The sequence below is a fragment of the Phnomibacter sp. genome, assembly GCF_036803085.1.
GTDB lineage: Bacteria > Bacteroidota > Bacteroidia > Chitinophagales > Chitinophagaceae > Phnomibacter.
This window is the reverse complement of record NZ_DAIRUZ010000001.1, coordinates 136,427-157,040: the sequence shown is the minus strand read 5'-3', so window position 1 is coordinate 157,040 and position 20,614 is coordinate 136,427. Positions and strand designations below refer to the sequence as shown.

At 47.0% G+C, this 20,614-nt stretch carries 22 protein-coding genes and 5 tRNA genes; 6 read left to right on the top strand and 21 right to left on the bottom strand.

Annotation, left to right across the window (positions count from 1 at the left end):
* Positions 1 to 27: 27 nt before the first annotated feature.
* The 3 genes from V7Q13_RS00680 to V7Q13_RS00670 all read right to left on the bottom strand — a co-directional run bounded on the left by V7Q13_RS00680 (position 28) and on the right by V7Q13_RS00670 (position 5,434).
* Positions 28 to 3,246, bottom strand: coding sequence for a WD40/YVTN/BNR-like repeat-containing protein (locus V7Q13_RS00680; protein WP_333798752.1), 3,219 nt, complete (start codon positions 3,244 to 3,246; stop codon positions 28 to 30).
* 54 nt (positions 3,247 to 3,300) lie between these two features.
* The gene (locus tag V7Q13_RS00675) at positions 3,301 to 4,104 is read right to left on the bottom strand and encodes an alpha/beta hydrolase (RefSeq protein ID WP_333798751.1); all 804 of its coding nucleotides are present in this window, start codon (positions 4,102 to 4,104) and stop codon (positions 3,301 to 3,303) included.
* Positions 4,105 to 4,201: 97 nt separating this feature from the next.
* Positions 4,202 to 5,434 (bottom strand): NADP-dependent isocitrate dehydrogenase, encoded by a 1,233-nt coding sequence (locus V7Q13_RS00670; RefSeq protein ID WP_333798750.1) that lies wholly within the window; start codon positions 5,432 to 5,434, stop codon positions 4,202 to 4,204.
* A gap of 77 nt (positions 5,435 to 5,511) precedes the next feature.
* On the opposite strand from V7Q13_RS00670, the gene V7Q13_RS00665 reads away from it, so the two are divergent.
* Entirely contained in the window at positions 5,512 to 6,264 is a 753-nt protein-coding gene (locus V7Q13_RS00665) for an SGNH/GDSL hydrolase family protein (RefSeq protein ID WP_333798749.1), read from the top strand.
* A gap of 131 nt (positions 6,265 to 6,395) precedes the next feature.
* Positions 6,396 to 6,893 carry a DUF2911 domain-containing protein gene (locus tag V7Q13_RS00660; RefSeq protein WP_333798748.1) on the top strand — a complete coding sequence of 166 codons (498 nt, stop codon included), beginning with the start codon at positions 6,396 to 6,398 and terminating at the stop codon, positions 6,891 to 6,893.
* A gap of 131 nt (positions 6,894 to 7,024) precedes the next feature.
* Here the strand turns inward: V7Q13_RS00660 and nusG are convergent, their stop codons facing one another.
* From nusG to rpsU, 12 genes are all read right to left on the bottom strand, one after another.
* The gene (nusG, locus tag V7Q13_RS00655) at positions 7,025 to 7,606 is read right to left on the bottom strand and encodes a transcription termination/antitermination protein NusG (RefSeq protein ID WP_333798747.1); all 582 of its coding nucleotides are present in this window, start codon (positions 7,604 to 7,606) and stop codon (positions 7,025 to 7,027) included.
* Positions 7,606 to 7,800: a preprotein translocase subunit SecE gene (gene secE / locus V7Q13_RS00650; RefSeq protein ID WP_333798746.1), complete on the bottom strand. Its 195-nt coding sequence runs from the start codon at positions 7,798 to 7,800 to the stop codon at positions 7,606 to 7,608. Before secE ends, nusG begins: the two co-directional genes overlap by 1 nt.
* 28 nt (positions 7,801 to 7,828) lie before the next feature.
* Positions 7,829 to 7,899, bottom strand: a tRNA-Trp gene (locus V7Q13_RS00645).
* A gap of 84 nt (positions 7,900 to 7,983) precedes the next feature.
* The gene (gene tuf / locus V7Q13_RS00640) at positions 7,984 to 9,171 is read right to left on the bottom strand and encodes an elongation factor Tu (RefSeq protein ID WP_333798745.1); all 1,188 of its coding nucleotides are present in this window, start codon (positions 9,169 to 9,171) and stop codon (positions 7,984 to 7,986) included.
* A 141-nt stretch (positions 9,172 to 9,312) separates the two neighbouring features.
* Positions 9,313 to 9,384: transfer RNA gene (locus V7Q13_RS00635), tRNA-Thr, on the bottom strand.
* Between the two features lie 87 nt (positions 9,385 to 9,471).
* Positions 9,472 to 9,544: transfer RNA gene (locus V7Q13_RS00630), tRNA-Gly, on the bottom strand.
* A 109-nt stretch (positions 9,545 to 9,653) separates the two neighbouring features.
* Positions 9,654 to 9,736, bottom strand: a tRNA-Tyr gene (locus V7Q13_RS00625).
* Positions 9,737 to 9,813: 77 nt separating this feature from the next.
* Positions 9,814 to 9,886 (bottom strand) — tRNA-Thr (locus tag V7Q13_RS00620).
* 116 nt (positions 9,887 to 10,002) lie between these two features.
* The gene (locus V7Q13_RS00615) at positions 10,003 to 10,632 is read right to left on the bottom strand and encodes a matrixin family metalloprotease (RefSeq protein WP_333798744.1); all 630 of its coding nucleotides are present in this window, start codon (positions 10,630 to 10,632) and stop codon (positions 10,003 to 10,005) included.
* A gap of 55 nt (positions 10,633 to 10,687) precedes the next feature.
* A complete protein-coding gene (gene hpf, locus V7Q13_RS00610) occupies positions 10,688 to 10,984 on the bottom strand; it encodes a ribosome hibernation-promoting factor, HPF/YfiA family (protein ID WP_333798743.1) in 297 nt (98 codons plus the stop codon).
* Positions 10,985 to 11,137: 153 nt separating this feature from the next.
* Entirely contained in the window at positions 11,138 to 12,037 is a 900-nt protein-coding gene (locus tag V7Q13_RS00605) for a tyrosine-type recombinase/integrase (protein WP_333798742.1), read from the bottom strand.
* A 67-nt stretch (positions 12,038 to 12,104) separates the two neighbouring features.
* A complete protein-coding gene (gene rpsU / locus V7Q13_RS00600; RefSeq protein WP_157477614.1) occupies positions 12,105 to 12,302 on the bottom strand; it encodes a 30S ribosomal protein S21 in 198 nt (65 codons plus the stop codon).
* A 103-nt stretch (positions 12,303 to 12,405) separates the two neighbouring features.
* Here rpsU and V7Q13_RS00595 point away from each other — a divergent pair, with 103 nt between their 5' ends.
* Both V7Q13_RS00595 and V7Q13_RS00590 read left to right on the top strand, forming a co-directional pair.
* Positions 12,406 to 12,996: a riboflavin synthase gene (locus tag V7Q13_RS00595; RefSeq protein WP_333798741.1), complete on the top strand. Its 591-nt coding sequence runs from the start codon at positions 12,406 to 12,408 to the stop codon at positions 12,994 to 12,996.
* Between the two features lie 16 nt (positions 12,997 to 13,012).
* Positions 13,013 to 14,041 carry a glycosyltransferase family 2 protein gene (locus V7Q13_RS00590; RefSeq protein WP_333798740.1) on the top strand — a complete coding sequence of 343 codons (1,029 nt, stop codon included), beginning with the start codon at positions 13,013 to 13,015 and terminating at the stop codon, positions 14,039 to 14,041.
* Positions 14,042 to 14,048: 7 nt separating this feature from the next.
* Here the strand turns inward: V7Q13_RS00590 and V7Q13_RS00585 are convergent, their stop codons facing one another.
* The 5 genes from V7Q13_RS00585 to rpmB form a co-directional block, all read right to left on the bottom strand.
* Positions 14,049 to 15,086: a formylglycine-generating enzyme family protein gene (locus tag V7Q13_RS00585; RefSeq protein WP_333798739.1), complete on the bottom strand. Its 1,038-nt coding sequence runs from the start codon at positions 15,084 to 15,086 to the stop codon at positions 14,049 to 14,051.
* A gap of 72 nt (positions 15,087 to 15,158) precedes the next feature.
* Positions 15,159 to 16,118 (bottom strand): signal recognition particle-docking protein FtsY, encoded by a 960-nt coding sequence (ftsY, locus tag V7Q13_RS00580; protein ID WP_333798738.1) that lies wholly within the window; start codon positions 16,116 to 16,118, stop codon positions 15,159 to 15,161.
* A gap of 130 nt (positions 16,119 to 16,248) precedes the next feature.
* The gene (locus V7Q13_RS00575) at positions 16,249 to 16,422 is read right to left on the bottom strand and encodes a DUF4295 domain-containing protein (RefSeq protein ID WP_157477604.1); all 174 of its coding nucleotides are present in this window, start codon (positions 16,420 to 16,422) and stop codon (positions 16,249 to 16,251) included.
* Positions 16,423 to 16,475: 53 nt separating this feature from the next.
* Entirely contained in the window at positions 16,476 to 16,664 is a 189-nt protein-coding gene (gene rpmG / locus V7Q13_RS00570; protein WP_157477602.1) for a 50S ribosomal protein L33, read from the bottom strand.
* Between the two features lie 37 nt (positions 16,665 to 16,701).
* Complete coding sequence (rpmB, locus tag V7Q13_RS00565) at positions 16,702 to 16,938, bottom strand: 50S ribosomal protein L28 (RefSeq protein ID WP_333798737.1); 237 nt, start codon at positions 16,936 to 16,938, stop codon at positions 16,702 to 16,704.
* Between the two features lie 348 nt (positions 16,939 to 17,286).
* On the opposite strand from rpmB, the gene rocD reads away from it, so the two are divergent.
* Together rocD and V7Q13_RS00555 are read left to right on the top strand one after the other, a co-directional pair.
* A complete protein-coding gene (gene rocD, locus V7Q13_RS00560; protein ID WP_333798736.1) occupies positions 17,287 to 18,531 on the top strand; it encodes an ornithine--oxo-acid transaminase in 1,245 nt (414 codons plus the stop codon).
* 8 nt (positions 18,532 to 18,539) lie between these two features.
* Entirely contained in the window at positions 18,540 to 19,073 is a 534-nt protein-coding gene (locus tag V7Q13_RS00555; RefSeq protein WP_333798735.1) for a GNAT family N-acetyltransferase, read from the top strand.
* On the opposite strand, the gene V7Q13_RS00550 is transcribed toward V7Q13_RS00555, so the two are convergent.
* The gene (locus tag V7Q13_RS00550) at positions 19,070 to 20,602 is read right to left on the bottom strand and encodes a cryptochrome/deoxyribodipyrimidine photo-lyase family protein (RefSeq protein ID WP_333798734.1); all 1,533 of its coding nucleotides are present in this window, start codon (positions 20,600 to 20,602) and stop codon (positions 19,070 to 19,072) included. The two genes, V7Q13_RS00555 and V7Q13_RS00550, sit on opposite strands and share 4 nt — an antisense overlap.
* Positions 20,603 to 20,614 lie beyond the last annotated feature (12 nt).

The following is a 20,614-nucleotide window of genomic DNA, read 5'->3' as shown; positions in this document are numbered from 1 at the left end:
TTAGTGTTTTCATTTCAATACTGTGTACTAATTTGGAATAACTACCGCTGGCAAACCTGCTTGCTGATACAACTTGTTGAAGGCTGTTATTTCATTGGCCAGCATTTGCTGCATGGCTGCTTTTTGCTTTTCCCAAATTGCATGCATGGCATCAAACTGCTCCTTTTGTCCTTTGGTTACATAAGGAATATTGGCATCCATTTCTCCACGCAGGAAAATGTAGTCGGCAGAAAGTTTGTTTACGAAATTGATGATATCATCATTGGATTGAGCCTTGTTCTGTACCAGTTCATCTTCCCAGAGCTGTAGCTTTTTCACAATGGATTGTCCTTGCTCATACAATGTTTTCTGTGCGGCATTTTTCGCCAACCGATCATTGATGCCTGCAACCTGCTGCCGCACTTTCCGCATGTTCAGCACCGACTGATGAATATCGTTGATATCATCTTCCACTTTCTTTTGCCATTGTTGCTGCTCGACATACTCAGCTTTGCTGGCTGTAATTTTTGGATGAGGCAATACACGTACTTGGGTCGTAGCTTCTTTGCTACCCATACGCAACCGCAGCAAATACGCACCTGGCGCCACTTTGCGTCCCTGATAACTGCCTTCGATGAATACTCTTGGCACACCCTTCAGGGTTGGATAACGAAGGTCCCATACAAAACGGTGCAACCCTTTGCTGGCAGGCAATACAGGATCTGCATCGGGCCCGCCGGGGAATGATACAAACTCCGCATCAGCTTTGGAAGAATAAGTACGAACTACTTTACCGATGTCATCAATCACGTCGAGGTATAAAGTGGCTGAATCTGCCACATCTTCGGATAATTGATAATACACCACTACGCCACTCGCAGCATTCACACCAGCAGAAAGTGTAGCGGCTCCAATTTCCTTAGCCGCCGGATCATACTCTCCATCGAGCATACTGCCAGAGCTGGTGCGTATTACATCGTTGGGTTTGTAAATGGCAAAGCTATTGGCAGACTCACGTCCTTTGTATTGACGCAACATATGCAAATCATCCAACACCCAAAAAGAACGGCCCATGGTGGCAGCAATGAGATTGTTTTGATGAATCCGCAAATCTGTAACTGGCGTAACGGGTAATCCCAATTGCAGCTGCTGCCAGTTGGCACCATCATTCCATGAAACATACAAACCCGTTTCGGTGCCGGCAAACAACAAACCTTTGCGAGTGTCGTCTTCCCGAATCACTCTGGTGTAAGCACCATCAGGAATGCCGTTTACGATTTTCGTCCATGTTGTACCATAATCATTCGACTTGTACAAAATAGGCTGCTTGCTATTGAACTTGAAGGTAGTAGCAGCAATGTATACAGTCGCCTTATCGTGTGGCGATACTTCAATACTATTGATGAGGCACTCTTCCAAATTGGCAGGTGTAACGTTCTTCCAGTTTATGCCGCCATCTTTGGTGAGCTGTACAAAACCATCATCACTTCCTGTGTACATCACGCCTTTCTCATGCTTCGATTCTGAAACATAAGCAATGGTGCCATAGTTTTCGCCACCTGCACCTTCGTTGGTAAATGGCGTACCACTCATGCCCTGCTTGCTTTTATCGTTGCGGGTAAGATCGGGTGATACTGCTGCCCATGTTTTACCGCCATCGCTGGTTTTAAACAACACATTACCGGCATGATAAAAAGTGTTGGCTTCGTGCATGCTGTATATAATGGGGGCATTCCAGTTGAAGCGATACTTCATGTCTTTGGGCATGAGTGCCTGATATTGGATTGGTGCTACCATCACACCTTTCCCTTCTTTGGCATCTGTGTCAAGCAGCTCGATAGTGCCCTGATAACTACCCCCCATTACCCAGCGTGGATTGTTGGGATCGAAAGCCAGAAAAGCACTTTCACCACCGGCACTGTAGGTCCATTCTCTTTCGCTGATGCTCCAACCTGCGGGGTTGCTGCTCATAATTTTTACGCTGGTATTGTCTTGCTGGCCGGCATAAATATGATACGGCCACTGGTTATCTACATTGATGCGATAAAACTGTGCAGTAGGCTGATTGCTTTGCGTACTCCAGTTACCACCTGCATTGAATGTAACCGCTGCACCACCATCATTGGCGATGATTTGGTTTTGGTTGTTGGCGGGGTTAATCCATAGCTGATGATAATCGCCATGCGTACCGCGAATGTTGGTCCATGTTTTACCCGCATCTACCGATTTCAAACCGGGTGAATTCAATACATACACCGTGTTCTCGTTTTGCGGATCAGCAAACACTTCTACATAGTACCAAGCCCGTTGTGTAAGGAGGTGATCTTTGCTGGCCTGAAAAAATGAAGCGCCGGCATCGTTGCTGATGTACAATCCACCTTGCTCTTTGTCCCAGTCACTTTCAATCAGGGCATACACTTTATTGGGGTTGGCCCTGGAAATACTCACACTCATTTTACCCAATTGCTTGGGAATGCCTTGTTCAATTTTATCCCAGGTTTCGCCGCCATCTACACTCTTGTACAAGCCACTGCCTTTGCCCCCACTGCGTACTTCCCATGGATAGCGCTGATGATCCCACATGGCGGCATATAACACTCTTGGATTGCTGACGTCAATATCCAAATCGGCACAGCCGGTGCTATTGTCAACAAACAACACTTGCTTCCAGGTAGCGCCGCCATCTACAGATTTGTATACCCCCCGCTCCGGATTTGGGCCATACAAATTGCCCTGCGCTGCAACATATACTATATCAGGATTGCTGGGGTGAATGCGTATCCAGCTGATTTGCTCGGTTGCTTTCAAACCAACATGCTTCCAGGTTTTGCCAGCATCAGTGCTTTTGTACACACCATCGCCGTAGCTGGTCATTACACCACGGGGTGCATGCTCTCCCATACCCACGTATAGTACATTTATGTCGCTTTCGCTTACAGCTACTGCACCAACAGATCCTGTGTTGAAATAGCCGTCAGAAATATTGAACCAGGTTTGCCCGGCATTTTCTGTTTTCCAAACACCGCCACCAGTTGTACCCATATAGTATACCAGTGGGTTGCCTTTTACGCCTGTGGCAGTAACAGACCGGCCACCACGAAATGGCCCGATGCTGCGAAACTTCACAGACCGCAAATCTTCAGCAGCATTTTCAAAAAGATTAGCAGCAGGTTGCGTAGCCGTTGTTGATTTTGCTGTTTTCTTCTGTGCTTGAGCCATGGTACCCGTAAGCAAGCACAAAAGCAATACATAAGTCAGTTGTTTCATACAATGAATTAAATAAAAGTAGATGAGCAAAATAGAGATTAATAATACGACGTCTTATTGCAAGGATTTCAGCACTTGTAGTAATAATGGAAAAGCAGGCTCTGCCATCGTGCCGTGGTCGAAACCTTCGAGCTCAAACAGCTGCACCTGCTTGTGGCCTACCAATTGCAACATTCGCCACAGGTACGCATTTTCTTCGTAGCGGCCCAATAGCTCTTTGTTACGGTCGCCGGTGATGAGGGTAATGGGTGGTGCATTGGGCCGCACATGATATAACGGCGCCATGGCATCAACAGTGGGTTGCTTCTCAGCAATGCCGTTTTCTTTTCGGATGGTAAAATGGGTAATGGCCTGCCCGCTGAAAGGCACCAACGCAGCAATGCTGTCCGCATCCACGTCATGCACCTGTAAATACTTTTTATCCAGCGTTATCATCATGCCCAAGTAACCTCCTGCCGAGTGACCACTCACCACAATCTTTTTTGAGCTGCCACCAAAGCGACTGATGTTTTTATATACCCATGCTACTGCAGCAGCAGCATCTTCAATATATGCAGGTGATTGTACCTTGGGTGATAATCGATAGCCAACACCTACCACTATGTAACCCTTTTCCTGCAAGGCTTTGGGCAATTCCTTTTTGCCGCCGGTAATGCCACCACCATGAAACCACACAACGGTAGCTACCTCTTTTTTACCCACGGGATAATATACATCAAGTACACATTGCGATGCCTGGTAAGCATCCTGCTTTGTGTCTTCTGGATAATAGGACAGATTAGCTACTGTATGATAATTGGATTGTGCAAAGGCGGAAAAACTGCAACACAACAACAACCAGAAACAAATATTTTTCATGCACTGAAAATACAACCAGTGGCCACCTGTACAAAAAAAAGAAACGGCCCGCACCGTTTGGTACAGACCGTTTACAAATAATGATTGTTGCAATAAATTAAGCACCCAGTTTGGCTTGCAGGTTGCTGTCAATGGCATCGAGGAACTCTTCTGTATACAGATAGTGTTCGCCATGACTTACTTTATTGCCATGGATACATACAGCAAGGTCCTTGGTCATTTTGCCGCTTTCAACGGTTTCAATACACACAGCTTCGAGTGCATTGGCAAAGTTAATAAGGGCATCGTTGCCATCGAGCTTACCACGGAAAGCCAAACCACGTGTCCACGCAAATATGCTGGCGATGGGGTTAGTGCTGGTAGGCTTACCTTTTTGGTGTTCGCGGTAGTGGCGGGTTACGGTACCGTGTGCCGCTTCTGCTTCCATGGTTTTGCCATCAGGCGTAACCAATACAGAAGTCATGAGACCGAGTGAGCCGAAACCTTGTGCTACCGTATCGCTTTGTACGTCGCCGTCGTAGTTTTTACAAGCCCATACAAAGTTGCCATTCCACTTCAGGGCGCTGGCTACCATGTCATCAATGAGGCGGTGCTCGTAAGTGATGCCGGCTGCTTCAAACTGCGCTTTGAATTCGTTGTCGTAAATCTCCTGGAAGATGTCTTTGAAACGGCCATCATATTTTTTCAGGATGGTGTTTTTAGTACTCATGTACAAGGGCCAGCCTTTTTGCAAGCTCATGTTCATACAGCTGCGGGCAAAGCCTTTAATGCTTTCATCCACATTGTACATGCTCATAGCTACGCCGGGGCCTTTGAACTGGAACACTTCATGCTCAATCACCTGACCATCTTCACCTTCAAACTTCACAGTGAGCTTGCCTTTACCGGGCACTACAAAATCGGCAGCACGGTACTGATCGCCAAATGCATGACGGCCAACAATAATTGGTGCATCCCAGGTGGTAACGAGGCGGGGAATATTGTTGATCACGATGGGCTCACGAAATACAGTGCCGTCCAGAATGTTGCGGATGGTACCATTGGGGCTCTTCCACATTTGCTTCAGGTTAAACTCCTTCACACGGGCCTCATCGGGGGTAATGGTAGCACACTTAATACCCACACCATATTCTTTGATGGCGTTGGCGGCATCCACTGTTACCTGATCGTTGGTTTGGTCGCGGTACTCCACGCCCAGGTCATAGTATTTAATGTCGAGGTCGAGGTAAGGAAGAATCAGTTTGTCTTTGATGAACTTCCAGATAATGCGTGTCATTTCGTCGCCATCGAGTTCTACCACAGGATTGGCTACTTTAATTTTTGCTGCCATAGCTGAATAAACTTTTTGTAGGTTCTACTCGTAATTCAGATTGATTTGTTATTTCAACCTGCATTACATTTTTTTCAATGAAAGGGCAACAAAGATACCTGTTTGGGCTATTCGTTTTAGCCACTATACCAACACTAGTAGCGTTATCGTTTGCGGGCTGTAACAAGCGTACAGCTACCAGCATTCCCAATGTAGTGGTGCCACCTCCCGACACACTTCCTACTCTTGCCAAACTCAACTATTTAGCGCTGGGCGATAGCTATACCATTGGCCAAAGTGTGGCGGTAGATTCCAGGTTTCCGCATCAGGCGGTGGCTATTCTCAACAGCCGTGGCTACCGGCTCAATGAACCGCAATACATTGCTCAAACCGGCTGGACAACCGGCGCCTTACTCAATGCCATTCAAACACAAAACCCAACCGCCAACTATGATGTGGTGAGTTTGTTGATTGGCGTCAACAACCAATACCAGCAGCGCAGTCAGGATGAATACCGGCAGCAGTTCAGCAGCTGCCTGCAGCAGGCCATACGGCTGGCCGGCAACCGCAAAAACCGGGTGTTTGTACTCAGCATTCCCGACTATAGTGTTACCCCATTTGCCCGCAACGCCGATACCGCCAAAATTGCCCGGGAGATTGATGAATTCAACCGCATCAACAAAGAAATTACGATGGCCGCAGGCATTGTGTACATTGACATTACACCCGGTAGCCGCGAAGGCCGCACAGATGCCAGCCTCATTGCCGGCGACGGCCTGCACCCCAGTGGTAAGGAATATGCCAAGTGGGCGGCACTACTGGCCGATGCCATGGCACCCGTGCTGCGCTGATGCTTAGGCCAAAAGAAGTAGGCCCAACGCTTTCCGTTCATGAACCAATCGGCCCTGTTTGGCATTATTTATGTGCAGCAATGCAGGAAAGGTTTTAGTTTTCATCTCTCATTCATCAAAAGAAAAATCCCATGAAGAAGTTTTTATTGTTTGCCAGCCTGGCCGTAGTAATGACCAGTTGTTTTGGACAGGAAAAGAAACCTGCCAGCCCTCGTGAAACCGTGAGTACTGCAGATGTAAGTGTTTCATACGGCCGTCCTTCTAAAAAAGGCCGGGTGATTTTTGGCGAGTTGGAAAAGTTTGGCAAAGTATGGCGCACAGGAGCCAATGAAGCCACAGAAATTACGTTCAAAAAAGACGGCATGTTTGGCGGTAAAGCCGTGAAAGCCGGCACTTATACCCTCTTCACTGTTCCTGAAAAAGGCGAATGGACAGTAATCCTCAACAGCGAACTGAAACAGTGGGGCGCTTACAACTACGATAAGATTAAAGACAAAAATGTACTGGAAGTAAAAGTGCCTGCTCAAACAACTTCTGATGTAACAGAGCAACTCACCATTACGCTCAGCAGTAGTAGCATGACTATTGCCTGGGACCAAACCAAAGTGGTAGTGCCGTTACAGTTTTAAGCAATGTGTTTTTTGGTAAAAATTGGCCCGTTGTAAAACGGGCCGATTTTGTTTATAGCGGGGAACACTTCATACAAACATAAAAAAGCCGAAGCGTAAGCTCCGGCTTAATATTATTCAACAAATCAGCCTTAGCTGAGTTTTTCTACTTGCATGTAATTGAGTTCTACTGGAGTAGAGCGGCCAAAGATTTTTACAATCACCTTCAGCTTTTTCTTTTCATCGTTTACTTCTTCAATTACGCCATTGAAATCGTTGAAAGCACCGTCGATAATCTTGATGGTTTCGCCAACAATGAAAGGTTCGCTCATGGTCATGCCCTGCTCACTCATTTCATCCATTTTGCCGAGCATCTTGTTTACTTCGGCTTTGCGGAGGCAAATGATTTTTCCTTTTGAGCCCTTACCATCTGTAAGGAAGTGCATGATGTTGGAAATATTGCTGATGTGCTGAATCATGTCTTCGTTCAGCTTGCCATCTACTACTTCCATAAAAACGTAACCGGGATAGAAGTTCTTTTCCCGCATTACCTTCTTACCATTCTGCACTTTGTACACCTTATCCATGGGCAAAAAAACCTGTACAATACGGTCGGCCCAGCCTTGGCGTACCACGTCTTTGTCAAGGTATTCTTTTACAGAACGTTCCTTGCCACTTACCACACGCAGCACATACCACTTCGTGTCTACCTGAGGCGTAGTTGGTGTATCCATTACTTAAAGAATGAGTAAACGAGTTTGAGAAGATTTTCAGAAGCGATATCCATGACCCATACCATGGCAGTAATAAGCAGCGTAGCTACCAGCACAATCACAGTAGATTGCTGCAGCTGGTTCCACGTTGGCCAGGTCACTTTTTCTACCAGCTCGTGGTAGCTTTCCTGAAAATGAGATCCAATTTTTTTCATACTATGAGGTGCTTTTCTCGAAAAGAAGCACGGGCAACAGGATTCGAACCCGTATCAACGGTTTTGGAGACCGCTATTCTACCATTGAACTATGCCCGTAAAAAAGAAGTACGAGGGTTGAAGAACGAAAGTAGAAGTTTTGGAGAACTTCTGCTTTCGTACCTCGTACTTCGTACTTGAAAATTACTTGATGATCTCAGTTACCTGACCAGCACCTACGGTACGGCCACCTTCGCGGATAGCGAACTTCAGACCTTTTTCCATAGCGATTGGCTGAATCAAAGTAACGTGCAGTGATGTGTTATCACCAGGCATTACCATTTCAGTACCAGCTGGGAGCGTACACTCACCAGTTACGTCCGTTGTACGGAAGTAAAACTGAGGACGGTATTTGTTGAAGAAAGGAGTATGACGACCACCTTCTTCTTTGCTCAGTACATACACTTCACCTTTGAACTCAGTGTGCGGAGTAATAGAACCTGGCTTACAGATTACCATACCACGACGGATCTGAGTTTTTTCAATACCACGGAGGAGCAGACCAGCGTTGTCTCCAGCTTCACCTTCGTCGAGGATCTTTTTGAACATTTCTACACCGGTTACAGTAGAGGTGAGTTTCTCAGACATCATGCCTACAATTTCTACACCTTCACCAACTTTGATACGGCCACGTTCGATACGACCTGTGGCAACTGTACCACGACCAGTGATAGAGAATACGTCTTCCACGCTCATCAGGAAAGCCTGATCAACTGGGCGGGGAGGAAGAGGAATGTATGTATCAACAGCTTCCATCAGTTCGTCGATAGCACCCAACCACTTGTCTTCACCAGCCAGGGCGCCAGTAGCTGAACCCTTGATGATTGGAGTGTTGTCACCGTCGAAACCGTAAGAGCTGAGGAGGTCACGAATTTCCATTTCAACCAGTTCGAGCAACTCAGGGTCGTCAACCAGGTCTACTTTGTTCATGAACACAACAATTCTAGGAACACCTACCTGACGAGCAAGGAGGATGTGTTCTTTAGTTTGAGGCATAGGACCGTCTGTAGCAGCCACAACCAGAATTGCACCATCCATTTGGGCGGCACCGGTGATCATGTTCTTCACATAGTCAGCGTGGCCAGGGCAGTCAACGTGAGCATAGTGACGGTTAGCTGTCTGATACTCTACGTGAGCGGTGTTGATGGTGATACCACGCTCTTTTTCTTCGGGAGCAGCATCAATTTCATCATAACCCTTTTTTTCTGCCAAGCCCTTGTTAGCAAGGGTGTTAGTGATGGCAGCGGTAAGGGTGGTTTTACCGTGGTCAACGTGGCCGATTGTACCTACGTTAACGTGAGGTTTTTCCCTCTTAAAGGTCTCTTTTGCCATTTTTATTTGTTTTTGTTGTGGTTTATTTATTCTAATGGCCGGCGAACCGGAAATTAAAAACTTAGTTGACCGGCCGGACAATGAGGTGAGTCATTATCCTTAATCGGAGCAGCCGGCTTTTTGCCCCGATGAATTGTGTTGAGCCGTTGATGAGAATTGAACTCACGACCTCTTCCTTACCAAGGAAGTGCTCTACCACTGAGCTACAACGGCGTAGTTCAGCTGTCAGTTGCTCAGCTATCCATTGACTCTTTTTAAGAACCAACTTTTCTGCTCATTGGCAAACTGCAAGCTGCAATGAGCGGGAGACGAGGCTCGAACTCGCCACCTATAGCTTGGAAGGCTATCGCTCTACCAAATGAGCTACTCCCGCAGAAGCTTGATTAAAATGTACGTGGTAATACATTTTGCATCAAAGAACTTTTTTCAGCAAAAAAAGCAACAAACAGACCATAGCCGTTTGTTACTTGCTTTTGTAGAAGTGGGCAGTGGAGGATTCGAACCTCCGAAGTCGAAAGACAGCGGATTTACAGTCCGCCCCATTTGGCCGCTCTGGAAACTGCCCCAGTGAGTTTGAATATGGAGCCGCGAAGTAAGTTGTATTTACTTAGACTGCAAACTCTGTTATTCACTCTTTTGCTGAGCCACTTGTCGGAATCGAACCAACGACCTACTGATTACAAATCAGTTGCTCTACCAGCTGAGCTAAAGTGGCGTTTTTGTTGATTTTTATGTGCCCATAAAAATCTGTTGAAAGAACTACCCCGTTTTTTCGGGATGGCAAAAGTAAGCGAATTAGGTATACACCAAAAAAAATTGGAGAAAACTTTTTTAGTGCTTGAAAATGTGTGTGCTACAGCTGTTGCAAAAGCCCGTCAACTGAGCTGTTTTGTCCTTGCCTTCGGCATCGGCCATAAGGCAGGTAGCCACCGCACAATGCGGCAATCCTGTTGTATGCCCCAGTTCATGCAGCGCCACTTTCAGCAATTTATGCCGCCGCTGCACGGCGCCAACACTGGCACTGTGTAGCCGATAGTCCGACACAATACAAACAGCGCCGGGCTGAAATGCAAGGCCCATTATGCCCCAGTTGTATTGCTTAATGGTGCTGGTTGAAATGTCTTTGCCGGTAACGGCCAAGATTTTTTCGGAACGTTTTGCGGATAAAGGTTGTAACCATTGAAGCACAGTGTCGGCCCAGTAGCGTTTGCGGGCCGCATACCATGCATGGGCAGGCATGTTGCGAAAAGGTAATATCTGCACCTCAGCGCCCAGCGAATCTTGAATGCCTTGCTGCAAAAAATGTATGCTGGCAGTATCAGCATCGTTCAGGGGCTGGATAAGTACACGGGCAATAACCGAGGATGGAATCCTCTTGGTTTCATTGTCAGGTTCGATAGAACTGCAGGCTGCGAAAATGAAACAACCAAGAAGCCAGCATGGCCAGAGACTAAATCGCATTTTAAAACAATAGGGATAAAAAAACAGCCCTGTGTACTACAGGGCTGTTTTTCGATTAGGCAAGTTTTTCTTTTTTTCTTTTTATTTGAGTACAAACACTTTCAAATGCATTGTCAAAAGACTCTTCGAAAGATTTGCTGCTAGATTTTACGAAAATTTCGTTTCTGGGAACGCTCACTTTGATTTCTGCTACTTTGTCTTTAATGGTGTGCACCACATTATCCAGTTTCAAAAACACATCTACTTTAATAATGCGGTCATGATAGGTACTAAGTTTGGCAATTTTCTTGCTCACATGATCGATCAGTTTTTCATCGGCATCAAACCGCACAGATTGAATGTTCAAGGTCATAAACAACTCAATTTTAAGTGAATAAATAAAGAACTTCAGAGAAACATCCGTTAAGTACTACATAGGCTTTTATTTTATTGGAAGTTACACAAAAACATCTGTAAAAAACAAAGTAGCCAACCGATTTCAGGAAATATTATCAAACCCACATACTCATGCCTTTGGATGTGCCTGCCGATACGCATCTTTTAATTTTTCGATACTGTTATGCGTATAAATCTGAGTGGCGGCCAGGCTGCTGTGGCCCAGCAATTCTTTAATAGCATTGAGGTCGGCACCGGCATTGGCTAAATGTGTGGCAAAGCTGTGCCGCAGCACATGCGGACTTTTTTTGGCCAACGTAGACACTTCGCCAAGGTATTTAACCACAGTACGATACACCACATCCGGCGACAACTTCTTTCCCTTCTCATTTACCAGTAGAAAATTGGTATCGGCGTTTTCCAGTTCGCTTCTTTTTGCCGCAGTATACGCTGCCAGTTCTTGCAGCAGTGCCGCACTTACAGGTATCAGTCTTTCTTTATTGCCTTTGCCCAAAATGCGCAATACCCGCTGCCCGGTGTCAACCTGACTTTCCTTTAACCCTATGAGTTCTGCCCTCCGCATCCCAGTTTGATAAAGCAACTGAAGTATCATTTTTTCAGTTTGCCCCATCCAGCCATTGGTATATTCAATACTGCTCCACAATTTTTCGATTTCTGCTTCGCTGGCAAAACCGGGCAATTTGCGGGGCGCCTTTGGGCCATTAATGATGGCCAATGGGTTGGCAGTAACCCAGTGCTGGCGCCGCATAAACCGGTACCACGATTTGAGAGCACTCAACTTTCGGTTGATGGTGCGGGCCTCCATACCATCGTCCTTCAACTGCGCCATCCATGTTCTGATCATGGAAGTAGTAATCTCCCCCACTTCGGCATGAACATCAAATTGCTGTTGCAAAAAAAAAGCACACTGGCCCAAATCGTGCTGATAAGCAATGATTGAATGCTCCGAATAACGCTTTTCGTATTTTAAATACTCGAGAAAACGGGCTACCGCAGTTGATACATCCATACACAAGAATAGCCATAAAGGTAAACCCCTTATGGCTATAAAATATTCGTCGGTTGATCCGGGAAAATTAAGCTTCGATTTTACCGCTGGCGATCTGCTGCTTGTAAACGGCTTTCAGCACCTGAGCACGACGCTTAATAGAAGGCTTAGTAAAGCTTTGACGTTCACGCAATTGAGTCAGCGTTTTGGCACGTTCAAATTTCTTCTTGTACTTCTTGAGTGCCTTGTCGATGTTTTCGCAGTCTTTCGAATCAATGATTAACATGGAATGATACCCCCTTTAGGAATTTTTAAGGGCGCAAAAATAGGATTATTTCATTATCAGCCAACCTTTTCCTGCAATTTTGTTGAAACAGTTTGCAGAAATCATGTTTACAGGCATTGTAGAAACCACAGGAACCGTTGTAGCCGTGAGTCAATCGGGCAGCAACAGAACATTTACTATAGCAAGTTCATTGAGCGAAACCCTCAAAACAGATCAAAGCGTAAGCCACAATGGCGTTTGCCTTACCGTAGAAACAGTGGCCGATGGGCAACACACTGTAACGGCTATTGCCGAAACCCTTAGCAAAACCAACCTGGGCCATTGGCAAGCCGGCACAGCGGTAAACATTGAACGCTGCGTACCCATGAACGGCCGCCTCGATGGCCATTTGGTGCAGGGTCATGTAGACAGCACTGCTTCCTGCCTTTTTGTAGAAAACCAAGATGGCAGCTGGTTGTACACGTTTGAATACCCGAAGCTGTTTGCCCATCTCATCATCGAAAAAGGGAGCATTTGCCTCAATGGCATTAGCCTCACGGTATTTAACCTTGTTGATAATCGCTTTTCTGTGGCAATCATTCCCTACACATTTGAGCATACCAATATGCAATTTTTGCAAGCCGGGCAAAAAGTAAATATTGAATTTGACATGGTAGGTAAATACCTTGCCCGCTGGAAAGAACTTGGCGTATAAAACAGGCTTTTTGTATATGCAAAAACACCCTCATGTAGCAGTAGCACTGCTCAACTACAATGGCCGTAATCATTTGGAAAAATACCTGCCAACTGTACTCAGCCTCACCTACCCCAACCTGAGCGTATGGGTTATTGACAATGCATCAACCGACGACTCTGTATCATTTTTACAACAGCAATACCCGCAAGTACAACTGGTAGTAAATCCACTCAATGGCGGCTTCGCCCAAGGATACAACATGGGCTTACGCCATATTGAATCGCCTTATATTTTTCTGCTGAATACAGATGTGGCTGTAACGCCCAACGTACTGCAGCCATTGGTAGATAGCATGGAAAAAAATGCCGGCATGGCAGCTATACAACCTCGCATTTGTGCAGATACCCACCGGCACTATTTTGAATACGCCGGTGCTGCCGGCGGTTACATGGATATGCTCGGATATCCCTTTTGCCGAGGCCGTTTGTTTGAATCGGTGGAAAAGGATGAAGGCCAGTACAATGATGAACAACTCGTGTTTTGGGCATCGGGGGCAGCCATGCTCATGCGCAAAAAACTCTTTGATGATGCAGGCGGTTTCTACCCTTATTTTTTCATGCACAATGAAGAAATAGACTGGTGCTGGCGCATGCTGAACAAAGGGTATAAGATAGGCTATAACGGACACGAAGTTGTGTACCACCTTGGTGGTGGCAGTTTAGCAAAAGAAAATCCTCGCAAAACCTGGTTTAACTTTCGGAACAACCTGATCATGATTAGCCGCAACATGCCGCTTGGCTGGCTGTTTTTGCTACTACCGCTGAGGTTTGGCTTAGATATAGTTGCGGCACTGCAAATGCTGCTGGCAGGCAACAACAGCAATGCTTTGGCCGTAATGAAAGCATGGGTTGCCTACGTAAACTGGTTGGTAAAACCCGGTAATCATAAATGGCCGGGAAACAGAAAATCTTTTGCAGGACCTGGGCGCTACAGTGGTAGTGTGGTTTGGCAGCATTTTGTAAAAAAGCATCAACGAGCAGCTGATTTTTACAATGGTTACTGATGCAATTTTATTTGTCAGCCAATGCTTTTTTAGCGTCCCACATGGGTGCCGACATCACCGTTCGAAACCCCGTAGTGCTGGCGGTAAAATCCGGAGGTAGCGATGCCCTTGCCGATGGCCTTGCTGCCAAATACTTCGGCCCTGCACAGGTGTAATCTCCTCCTTTTACTACCCGCTCAGGTTGCAGCCCTGCAGACGGCTCTGCTGGCCCCAATGGATTATTTAGTGCCAGTACATCGTAATTGATTTTATAATAATTGGCGCTGTACCAATCGGCACACCACTCTTGTACATTGCCCGCCATATCGTATAATTTCCAAGGGTTGGGCAAATACTGTTTTACACGCTTCACTCCGTTGGGTGTTGTGCTATTTAGCACTGCCTGTAAACTATCAGCTATACTGTTGGAAGCACGAACCCAAGGCAAATCATTGATATTTCTGCCGGCTATTGCTGCAAATTCCCACTCAGCTTCTGTGGGTAGCCGTGTACCTTGCCAGGCACAATATGCAATGGCATCGTTCCATGATATATGCCGCACTGGTTCCAGAGGATCTGATGCACTTCCCGGCCCAAGCGGTTGGCGCCAGTTGGCTCCGGTTATCCATTTCCATTCAACATTTCCAGTTTTTATTTGCGCTACAAAAGATCCTGGTTGGCGAATGCTGTCGATAAAGGGCAGCCCCTTGGGCCAACTTTTTTTTAAATCACTCGCCAAGCGAACCTGCTCTGCCTCTGTGCGGTAGTTGGTTGCCCGCACAAAACTGTCGAAGGCAGCTACCGTTACTTCATGAGCATCCATCCAAAACCCCTCAACTTTTACCAGATGCGCAGGCTTTTCGTCGGGTGCTGCATAGCGTTCATCACTGCCCATTGTAAATAATCCACCCTCAATCCATACCATACCGGCGGGCCTGTTTTGCGGGCTCACTTCCAGCACGGGTGCAGGTTTCACCTCCTGTCCGTCGGGCAGTATACTGGGCATCAGTACTAATGCTGCCAGTACAGCTATCAACACTGAAAATGCAATAACAATTCGCTTCATCCGGAAAACAATAAAGGGATACCCGTGCAATTTAGGCATCCCTTCAATGTGTACACATTAATTTATCGCCGGCTATTGTATGGCAAACAAACTATGTACGAATTCTTTTTTATCAAACACCAGGAGGTCTTCCATTCTTTCGCCAACGCCAATGTACCGCACCGGAATGTTCATTTGATGGCTGATGGCCAGCACCACACCACCTTTGGCTGTGCCGTCAAGTTTGGTAATGGCAAGACTGGTTACCTCGGTAGCAGCCGTAAATTGACGGGCTTGTTCCAGCGCATTTTGACCCGTACTACCGTCGAGCACCAACAGCACTTCATGCGGCGCTTCGGGCAGTTGTTTTTTGATAACCCGACGGATTTTACTGAGTTCTTCCATCAGGTGCAGCTTGTTGTGCAGGCGGCCAGCAGTGTCAATGATGATTACATCTGCACCACGGGCCATGCCGCTTTGTACGGTATCAAATGCTACAGAAGCAGGATCACTACCCATGGCTTGTTTTACAATGGGTACACCTACTCTTTCGCTCCAAATGGTCAGCTGGTCTACCGCTGCAGCCCTAAAAGTATCGGCAGCACCCAGTACCACCGATTTGCCCGCCAGCTTAAATTGGTGGGCCAGCTTACCAATACTGGTTGTTTTACCCACGCCATTTACTCCTACCACCAGTATTACGTAAGGTTTGGGCATGCCTTGCAAGTCGAAGCCTGAAGCCAGCCCAGTCGGGGCATCTACCAAAATGCCAGCCATCTCTTCCTGCATGATGCGGTTGAGATCGGCGGTGCCGAGGTATTTATCTTTTTTTACCCGTTCGCTGATGCGATCGATGAGTGCCACGGTTGTTTCAATACCAACATCGGCACCTACCAGGGCTTCTTCCAGGTTGTCGAGCACTTCATCGTCGATAGTGCTTTTACCGGCTACTGCCTTGGTAATTTTTGCAAAAAAACTTTCCTTGGTTTTTTCCAGTCCCTGATCGAGGGTTTGCTTTTCTTTTTTGCCAAAAAGTTTATCGAAAAAGCCCATAATGCATTGAATTCCTGATGTAGAAAAAAGAATGATTTGGAAACGGGAATGATAGTACTCCGTTGTAGAAAATAAAAAAAGCCATCAAACCAATAGGAATGACAGCTCTGGTATTTTCATCCTGCGAAAATTACTTTTCAGCGAGGAAATCTTTCACTTTGTCTTTGTGAACGATCACTTCTTTGAAAGTATAAGCACCAGTCTTAGGGCTGCGTACAGCCTTAATTACTTTGGTCCAGTTTTTGGCTTCGGCTGCCGCCTTAGCATCTTTTACTTTCGAGTTTTTTGAAGCTACTTTTGCCATATGAAATGAGTTGACAGGTTAACGGTTGACAGTTAGACAGGTAACGGAGCGGATTACTTGATTTCTTTGTGTACAGTCACCTTTTTCAGGATGGGGTTGTACTTCTTCAGTTCCAAACGCTCAGGAGTATTCTTTTTATTCTTTACAGAAATGTAACGGCTTGTACCAGCAACACCGCTATGCTTGTGCTCGGTGCACTCCAGAATAACCTGAACCCGGTTGCCTTTGCTTTTCTTTGCCATGATATATAGATATTTCGAGTGTTAAAAAAGGATTGTATTAGATAGCTACGCCACTTTCACGAAGCTCTTTTACCACTGCAAAAAGTCCTTTCTTGTTGATGGTACGAATTGCATCAGCTGAAACCTTCAGGGTAATCCACTTATCTTCTTCGGCCAGGAAAAAACGCTTTTTTTGCAAATTCGGATTGAATCGGCGTTTAGTCTTAATGTTAGAGTGACTAACATGATGACCAGTCATTGGTTTCTTACCTGTTACCTGACATACTCTTGCCATGATCTTGTTTTTTTCGGACGGCAAAGGTGCAGCATCTGTATCAAACAACAAAATGAAATTTGAACAATTACCGCAATTTCTACCCTCTTTTTTTCTAAAAGGTGCAAGTTCACTCTTTTGCGATGCAATTCAGCAATCTTTTTTGCGCCATAACCAGGGTTTGCCAAAAAAAACGTTACTTGCCATCCTGTTCATAATGGCCAACCATCCCAACATATCATTTTTAGGTACCAACCTCGACTTTTTGGACCACCCCATGGCCCGGGCCTGATTTTTTCCGCATGCTACTTTTTTTCATCCCTGTTATCGGCTTCACCGGTAGCAGCATTGTTTTATTCATTTATTATTATGGCACATACTTCAACAGCTGCCCTTTCGGCTCGGTCGGCATATTTTATTGATTTGGAACTAGAGCACGGAGCTCACAATTATCACCCCTTGCCAGTTGTACTGGAAAAAGGCAGCGGCGTGTTTGTGTGGGACGTAGACGGCAAACGCTATTACGATTTTTTAAGCGGCTATTCCGCTGTCAATCAAGGCCACTGCCACCCCCGCATTATTCAGCGCCTTACCGAGCAGGCCCAACAGCTTACCCTCACCAGCCGGGCTTTTCACAGCAACCTGCTGGGTGAATATGAAAAATTCATCACCACTTATTTCGGATACGACAAGGTATTGCCCATGAACACCGGCGTAGAGGGTGGTGAAACCGCCATTAAGCTGGCCCGGCGCTGGGGGTATGTAAAAAAAGGCATCCCCGAAAATGAGGCGAAAATTGTATTTGCCAAGGGCAATTTTTGGGGCCGTACCCTTGCCGCCATCAGTAGCAGCACCGACCCCAGCAGTTACCACAACTTTGGTCCGTTTATGCCTGGCTTCGATTTGGTGAATTACAACGACCTCTCCGATTTGGAACGTGCCCTGCAAGACCCCAACGTGGCGGCATTTATGGTAGAACCCATACAAGGAGAAGCCGGCGTGGTGGTGCCACACGATGGCTACCTGAAAGGCGTAAGGGCTTTGTGCGACCAGTACAATGTATTGTTCATCGCCGATGAAATACAAACTGGTCTTTGCCGTACCGGCAAAATGCTGGCCTGCGACCATGAGGACGTTCGCCCCGACATTCTCATTTTGGGTAAAGCTCTCAGCGGCGGCACCATGCCTGTGAGTGCTGTGCTTTGCGACGACTTCATTATGATGAACATACAACCCGGTGAGCATGGCAGCACTTATGGCGGCAATCCGCTGGCCTGCGCTGTAGCTATGGAGGCCCTGCAGGTACTGAAAGATGAACAAATGGCGGACAACGCTGAACGACTCGGTGCTTTATTGCGCAGCGAACTGGAAGCCTTGCAATCGCCCTACATAGCAGAAGTGCGGGGCAAGGGCTTGCTCAATGCCATCGTTATCAAACACAGCAACCCCGAAGCCGCCTGGGATTTTTGCCTGACGCTGAAAGAAAACGGCTTGCTGGCCAAGCCCACCCATGGCGATAAAATTCGCTTTGCTCCTCCCCTGTGCATCAACGAAGCGCAAATCAGGGAATGTGTTCAGATTATTCATCAATCTTTGTCATCATTAGCTGAATAATTCGATACATGGATTTTACCCAATGCTGGATGCGACCGGCCACTGCTGCAGATCTTGCAGCCGTGGCCGGCTTTGCCGAAATGACTTTCAGAGATACTTATGCGGCCCATAATACTCCCGAGGATATGGAGCTGTATTGCAGCCAGGCCTATGCTCCGGAAGTGCTGGCAGCTGAAATGCATCAGGATGATGTGCTGTACCTGCTGGCGCTGGTAAACGACCACATTGTTGGCCTGCTGAAATTGCAATGGAGCCAGCCGCCCATGCCCATGCCGTTCGATAATCCGCTGCAGATTTCCCGCATTTACGTACACCCCGAAGCCAAGGGGCAAGGCATTGGTCGCATACTGATGGCTGCTGCCAAAGCACATGCCGCCGAGCATGGCCACGACTATCTGTGGCTGGGTGTGTGGCAGCAAAACGAAGCGGCCATTGCCTTTTACAAGAAAATGGGATTTGCCATCATTGGCACCGATACGTTCGTTTTAGGTAAAGATCCACAACTCGACTGGCTGATGGGCTTGCCCATGCCGAAGCATTAAGCTCCCATAGCGTCTTCTTCGGTGCGGCGGCTGGTAAGTGTACCGAGTATGTTCTGATTGGCCTGCCGAACAGTGCTGGATTTTTTCAATTGCCACAATTGCTCCCGGGCAAAACGGGCTGCCGCATCTACCTCTAAAATAGGAGCCGGATAAGAACTGCCTAAAGCCACGCCAAATTCCCGTTGCTCAAACACATTCAGCAGCCAAGGCTGATGAATGAATGGCGCCGGCACCTTGGCCAACTCAGGTACCCACTGCCTTATGAACAAGCCTTCAGCATCATGATCGAGGCCCTGTTTAATAGGATTGTAAATGCGGATAGTATTGATGCCGGTAACACCTGCCTGCATCTGAAACTGCGGGAAATGAATACCAGGTTCGTAATCCAGAAACTGCCGGGCCAGCCAATGCACACCCGCCTGCCAGGGCTGCCAGCCATGGTGCGTAAAAAAGCTCACCAGCATGGCCCGCATCCTGAAGTTAAGATAACCAGTTGCGGTTACACAGCGCATACAGGCATCAACCATGGGCACACCCGTTTGACCTTGCTGCCAGGCTGCTACAAATTCGTCATTTACTGTTTGCCGAACGGTTTTGAATCCATAGTTGGTATTGGCAAACTCCAGCCCGGAGCGGGTTTCCAGCTTTTGCACAAAATGGCTATGCCACAGCAACCGCTGGCTGAAAAAACGCAATGGTCTTTTCATAGATGGCTCAGCAGCAATGCGCAGTTGCGTGGCCTGCCACACTTGCCGGATGGATACATTGCCATAGGCCAAGTATGGCGACAACCGACTGCAAGAAGTGCGGGAAAGCAAGGGTTTGGAAATATGCTTTTGATACAACAACCCTCTTTCTTGTAAAAAGCCATTCAAGTATAGCCAACCAAGCGCCGAGCCACCGGGTTGCCGCTGTATTTGCAAACTTGAGAAAGCAGGAAAAAGTTCATCAAAAGAACGAAGGATGGGTCCACCCGATGGCAGGTTTGCCCAAACCGCTCTTTCAAATTGCGGCTGACAAATGGGCGCCTCCATGTATTCCATCCATTGCAGATTCCATTGATGGCGGCGGCGCAAACCCCGCTGTACGCCACGGTCGGCCGTTTCATACCAAAGGATGTTGTTGGATTGGCACCATTTGGCCACCCATTTATCCCGCTGAAATGTAAGGTCGTTACCTGTTTCCTGATGGCTGTACAAGCCTTTGACGTTATAGTGCTGTAGCAACCATTGAAATGCATTAGACGCAGATGTGTGAAGCTTCAACATTGGCACAGCAGGTTGAGCTTGCTGCATAGCTTGCAACGATTGCCACACAAACCACCAATGCCGCACATCGCTATCGGGCGCCTGTAGCAAAGCAGGCTCAAATACATACAGCGGCAGTACCGGCAAGCCTGTACCAATGGCCGCCTGCAAGGGAGCATGATCTTGCCACCGCAAGTCTCTTTTCAGCCATACAACTACCACCGCCTGTCGCATGATGCCATCAACAATGTGTGGCACCAATGGTTCGGAAACACCGGGCATAAAATGACCGCA

Coding starts and splice junctions, on each gene's coding strand:
- V7Q13_RS00680 (WP_333798752.1), bottom strand. CDS start 3,246: ATGAAACAACTGACTTATGTATTGCTTTTGTGCTTGCTTACGGGTACC.
- V7Q13_RS00675 (WP_333798751.1), bottom strand. CDS start 4,104: ATGAAAAATATTTGTTTCTGGTTGTTGTTGTGTTGCAGTTTTTCCGCC.
- V7Q13_RS00670 (WP_333798750.1), bottom strand. CDS start 5,434: ATGGCAGCAAAAATTAAAGTAGCCAATCCTGTGGTAGAACTCGATGGC.
- V7Q13_RS00665 (WP_333798749.1), top strand. CDS start 5,512: ATGAAAGGGCAACAAAGATACCTGTTTGGGCTATTCGTTTTAGCCACT.
- V7Q13_RS00660 (WP_333798748.1), top strand. CDS start 6,396: ATGAAGAAGTTTTTATTGTTTGCCAGCCTGGCCGTAGTAATGACCAGT.
- nusG (WP_333798747.1), bottom strand. CDS start 7,606: ATGGATACACCAACTACGCCTCAGGTAGACACGAAGTGGTATGTGCTG.
- secE (WP_333798746.1), bottom strand. CDS start 7,800: ATGAAAAAAATTGGATCTCATTTTCAGGAAAGCTACCACGAGCTGGTA.
- tuf (WP_333798745.1), bottom strand. CDS start 9,171: ATGGCAAAAGAGACCTTTAAGAGGGAAAAACCTCACGTTAACGTAGGT.
- V7Q13_RS00615 (WP_333798744.1), bottom strand. CDS start 10,632: ATGCGATTTAGTCTCTGGCCATGCTGGCTTCTTGGTTGTTTCATTTTC.
- hpf (WP_333798743.1), bottom strand. CDS start 10,984: ATGACCTTGAACATTCAATCTGTGCGGTTTGATGCCGATGAAAAACTG.
- V7Q13_RS00605 (WP_333798742.1), bottom strand. CDS start 12,037: ATGGATGTATCAACTGCGGTAGCCCGTTTTCTCGAGTATTTAAAATAC.
- rpsU (WP_157477614.1), bottom strand. CDS start 12,302: ATGTTAATCATTGATTCGAAAGACTGCGAAAACATCGACAAGGCACTC.
- V7Q13_RS00595 (WP_333798741.1), top strand. CDS start 12,406: ATGTTTACAGGCATTGTAGAAACCACAGGAACCGTTGTAGCCGTGAGT.
- V7Q13_RS00590 (WP_333798740.1), top strand. CDS start 13,013: ATGCAAAAACACCCTCATGTAGCAGTAGCACTGCTCAACTACAATGGC.
- V7Q13_RS00585 (WP_333798739.1), bottom strand. CDS start 15,086: ATGAAGCGAATTGTTATTGCATTTTCAGTGTTGATAGCTGTACTGGCA.
- ftsY (WP_333798738.1), bottom strand. CDS start 16,118: ATGGGCTTTTTCGATAAACTTTTTGGCAAAAAAGAAAAGCAAACCCTC.
- V7Q13_RS00575 (WP_157477604.1), bottom strand. CDS start 16,422: ATGGCAAAAGTAGCTTCAAAAAACTCGAAAGTAAAAGATGCTAAGGCG.
- rpmG (WP_157477602.1), bottom strand. CDS start 16,664: ATGGCAAAGAAAAGCAAAGGCAACCGGGTTCAGGTTATTCTGGAGTGC.
- rpmB (WP_333798737.1), bottom strand. CDS start 16,938: ATGGCAAGAGTATGTCAGGTAACAGGTAAGAAACCAATGACTGGTCAT.
- rocD (WP_333798736.1), top strand. CDS start 17,287: ATGGCACATACTTCAACAGCTGCCCTTTCGGCTCGGTCGGCATATTTT.
- V7Q13_RS00555 (WP_333798735.1), top strand. CDS start 18,540: ATGGATTTTACCCAATGCTGGATGCGACCGGCCACTGCTGCAGATCTT.
- V7Q13_RS00550 (WP_333798734.1), bottom strand. CDS start 20,602: ATGCCCGGTGTTTCCGAACCATTGGTGCCACACATTGTTGATGGCATC.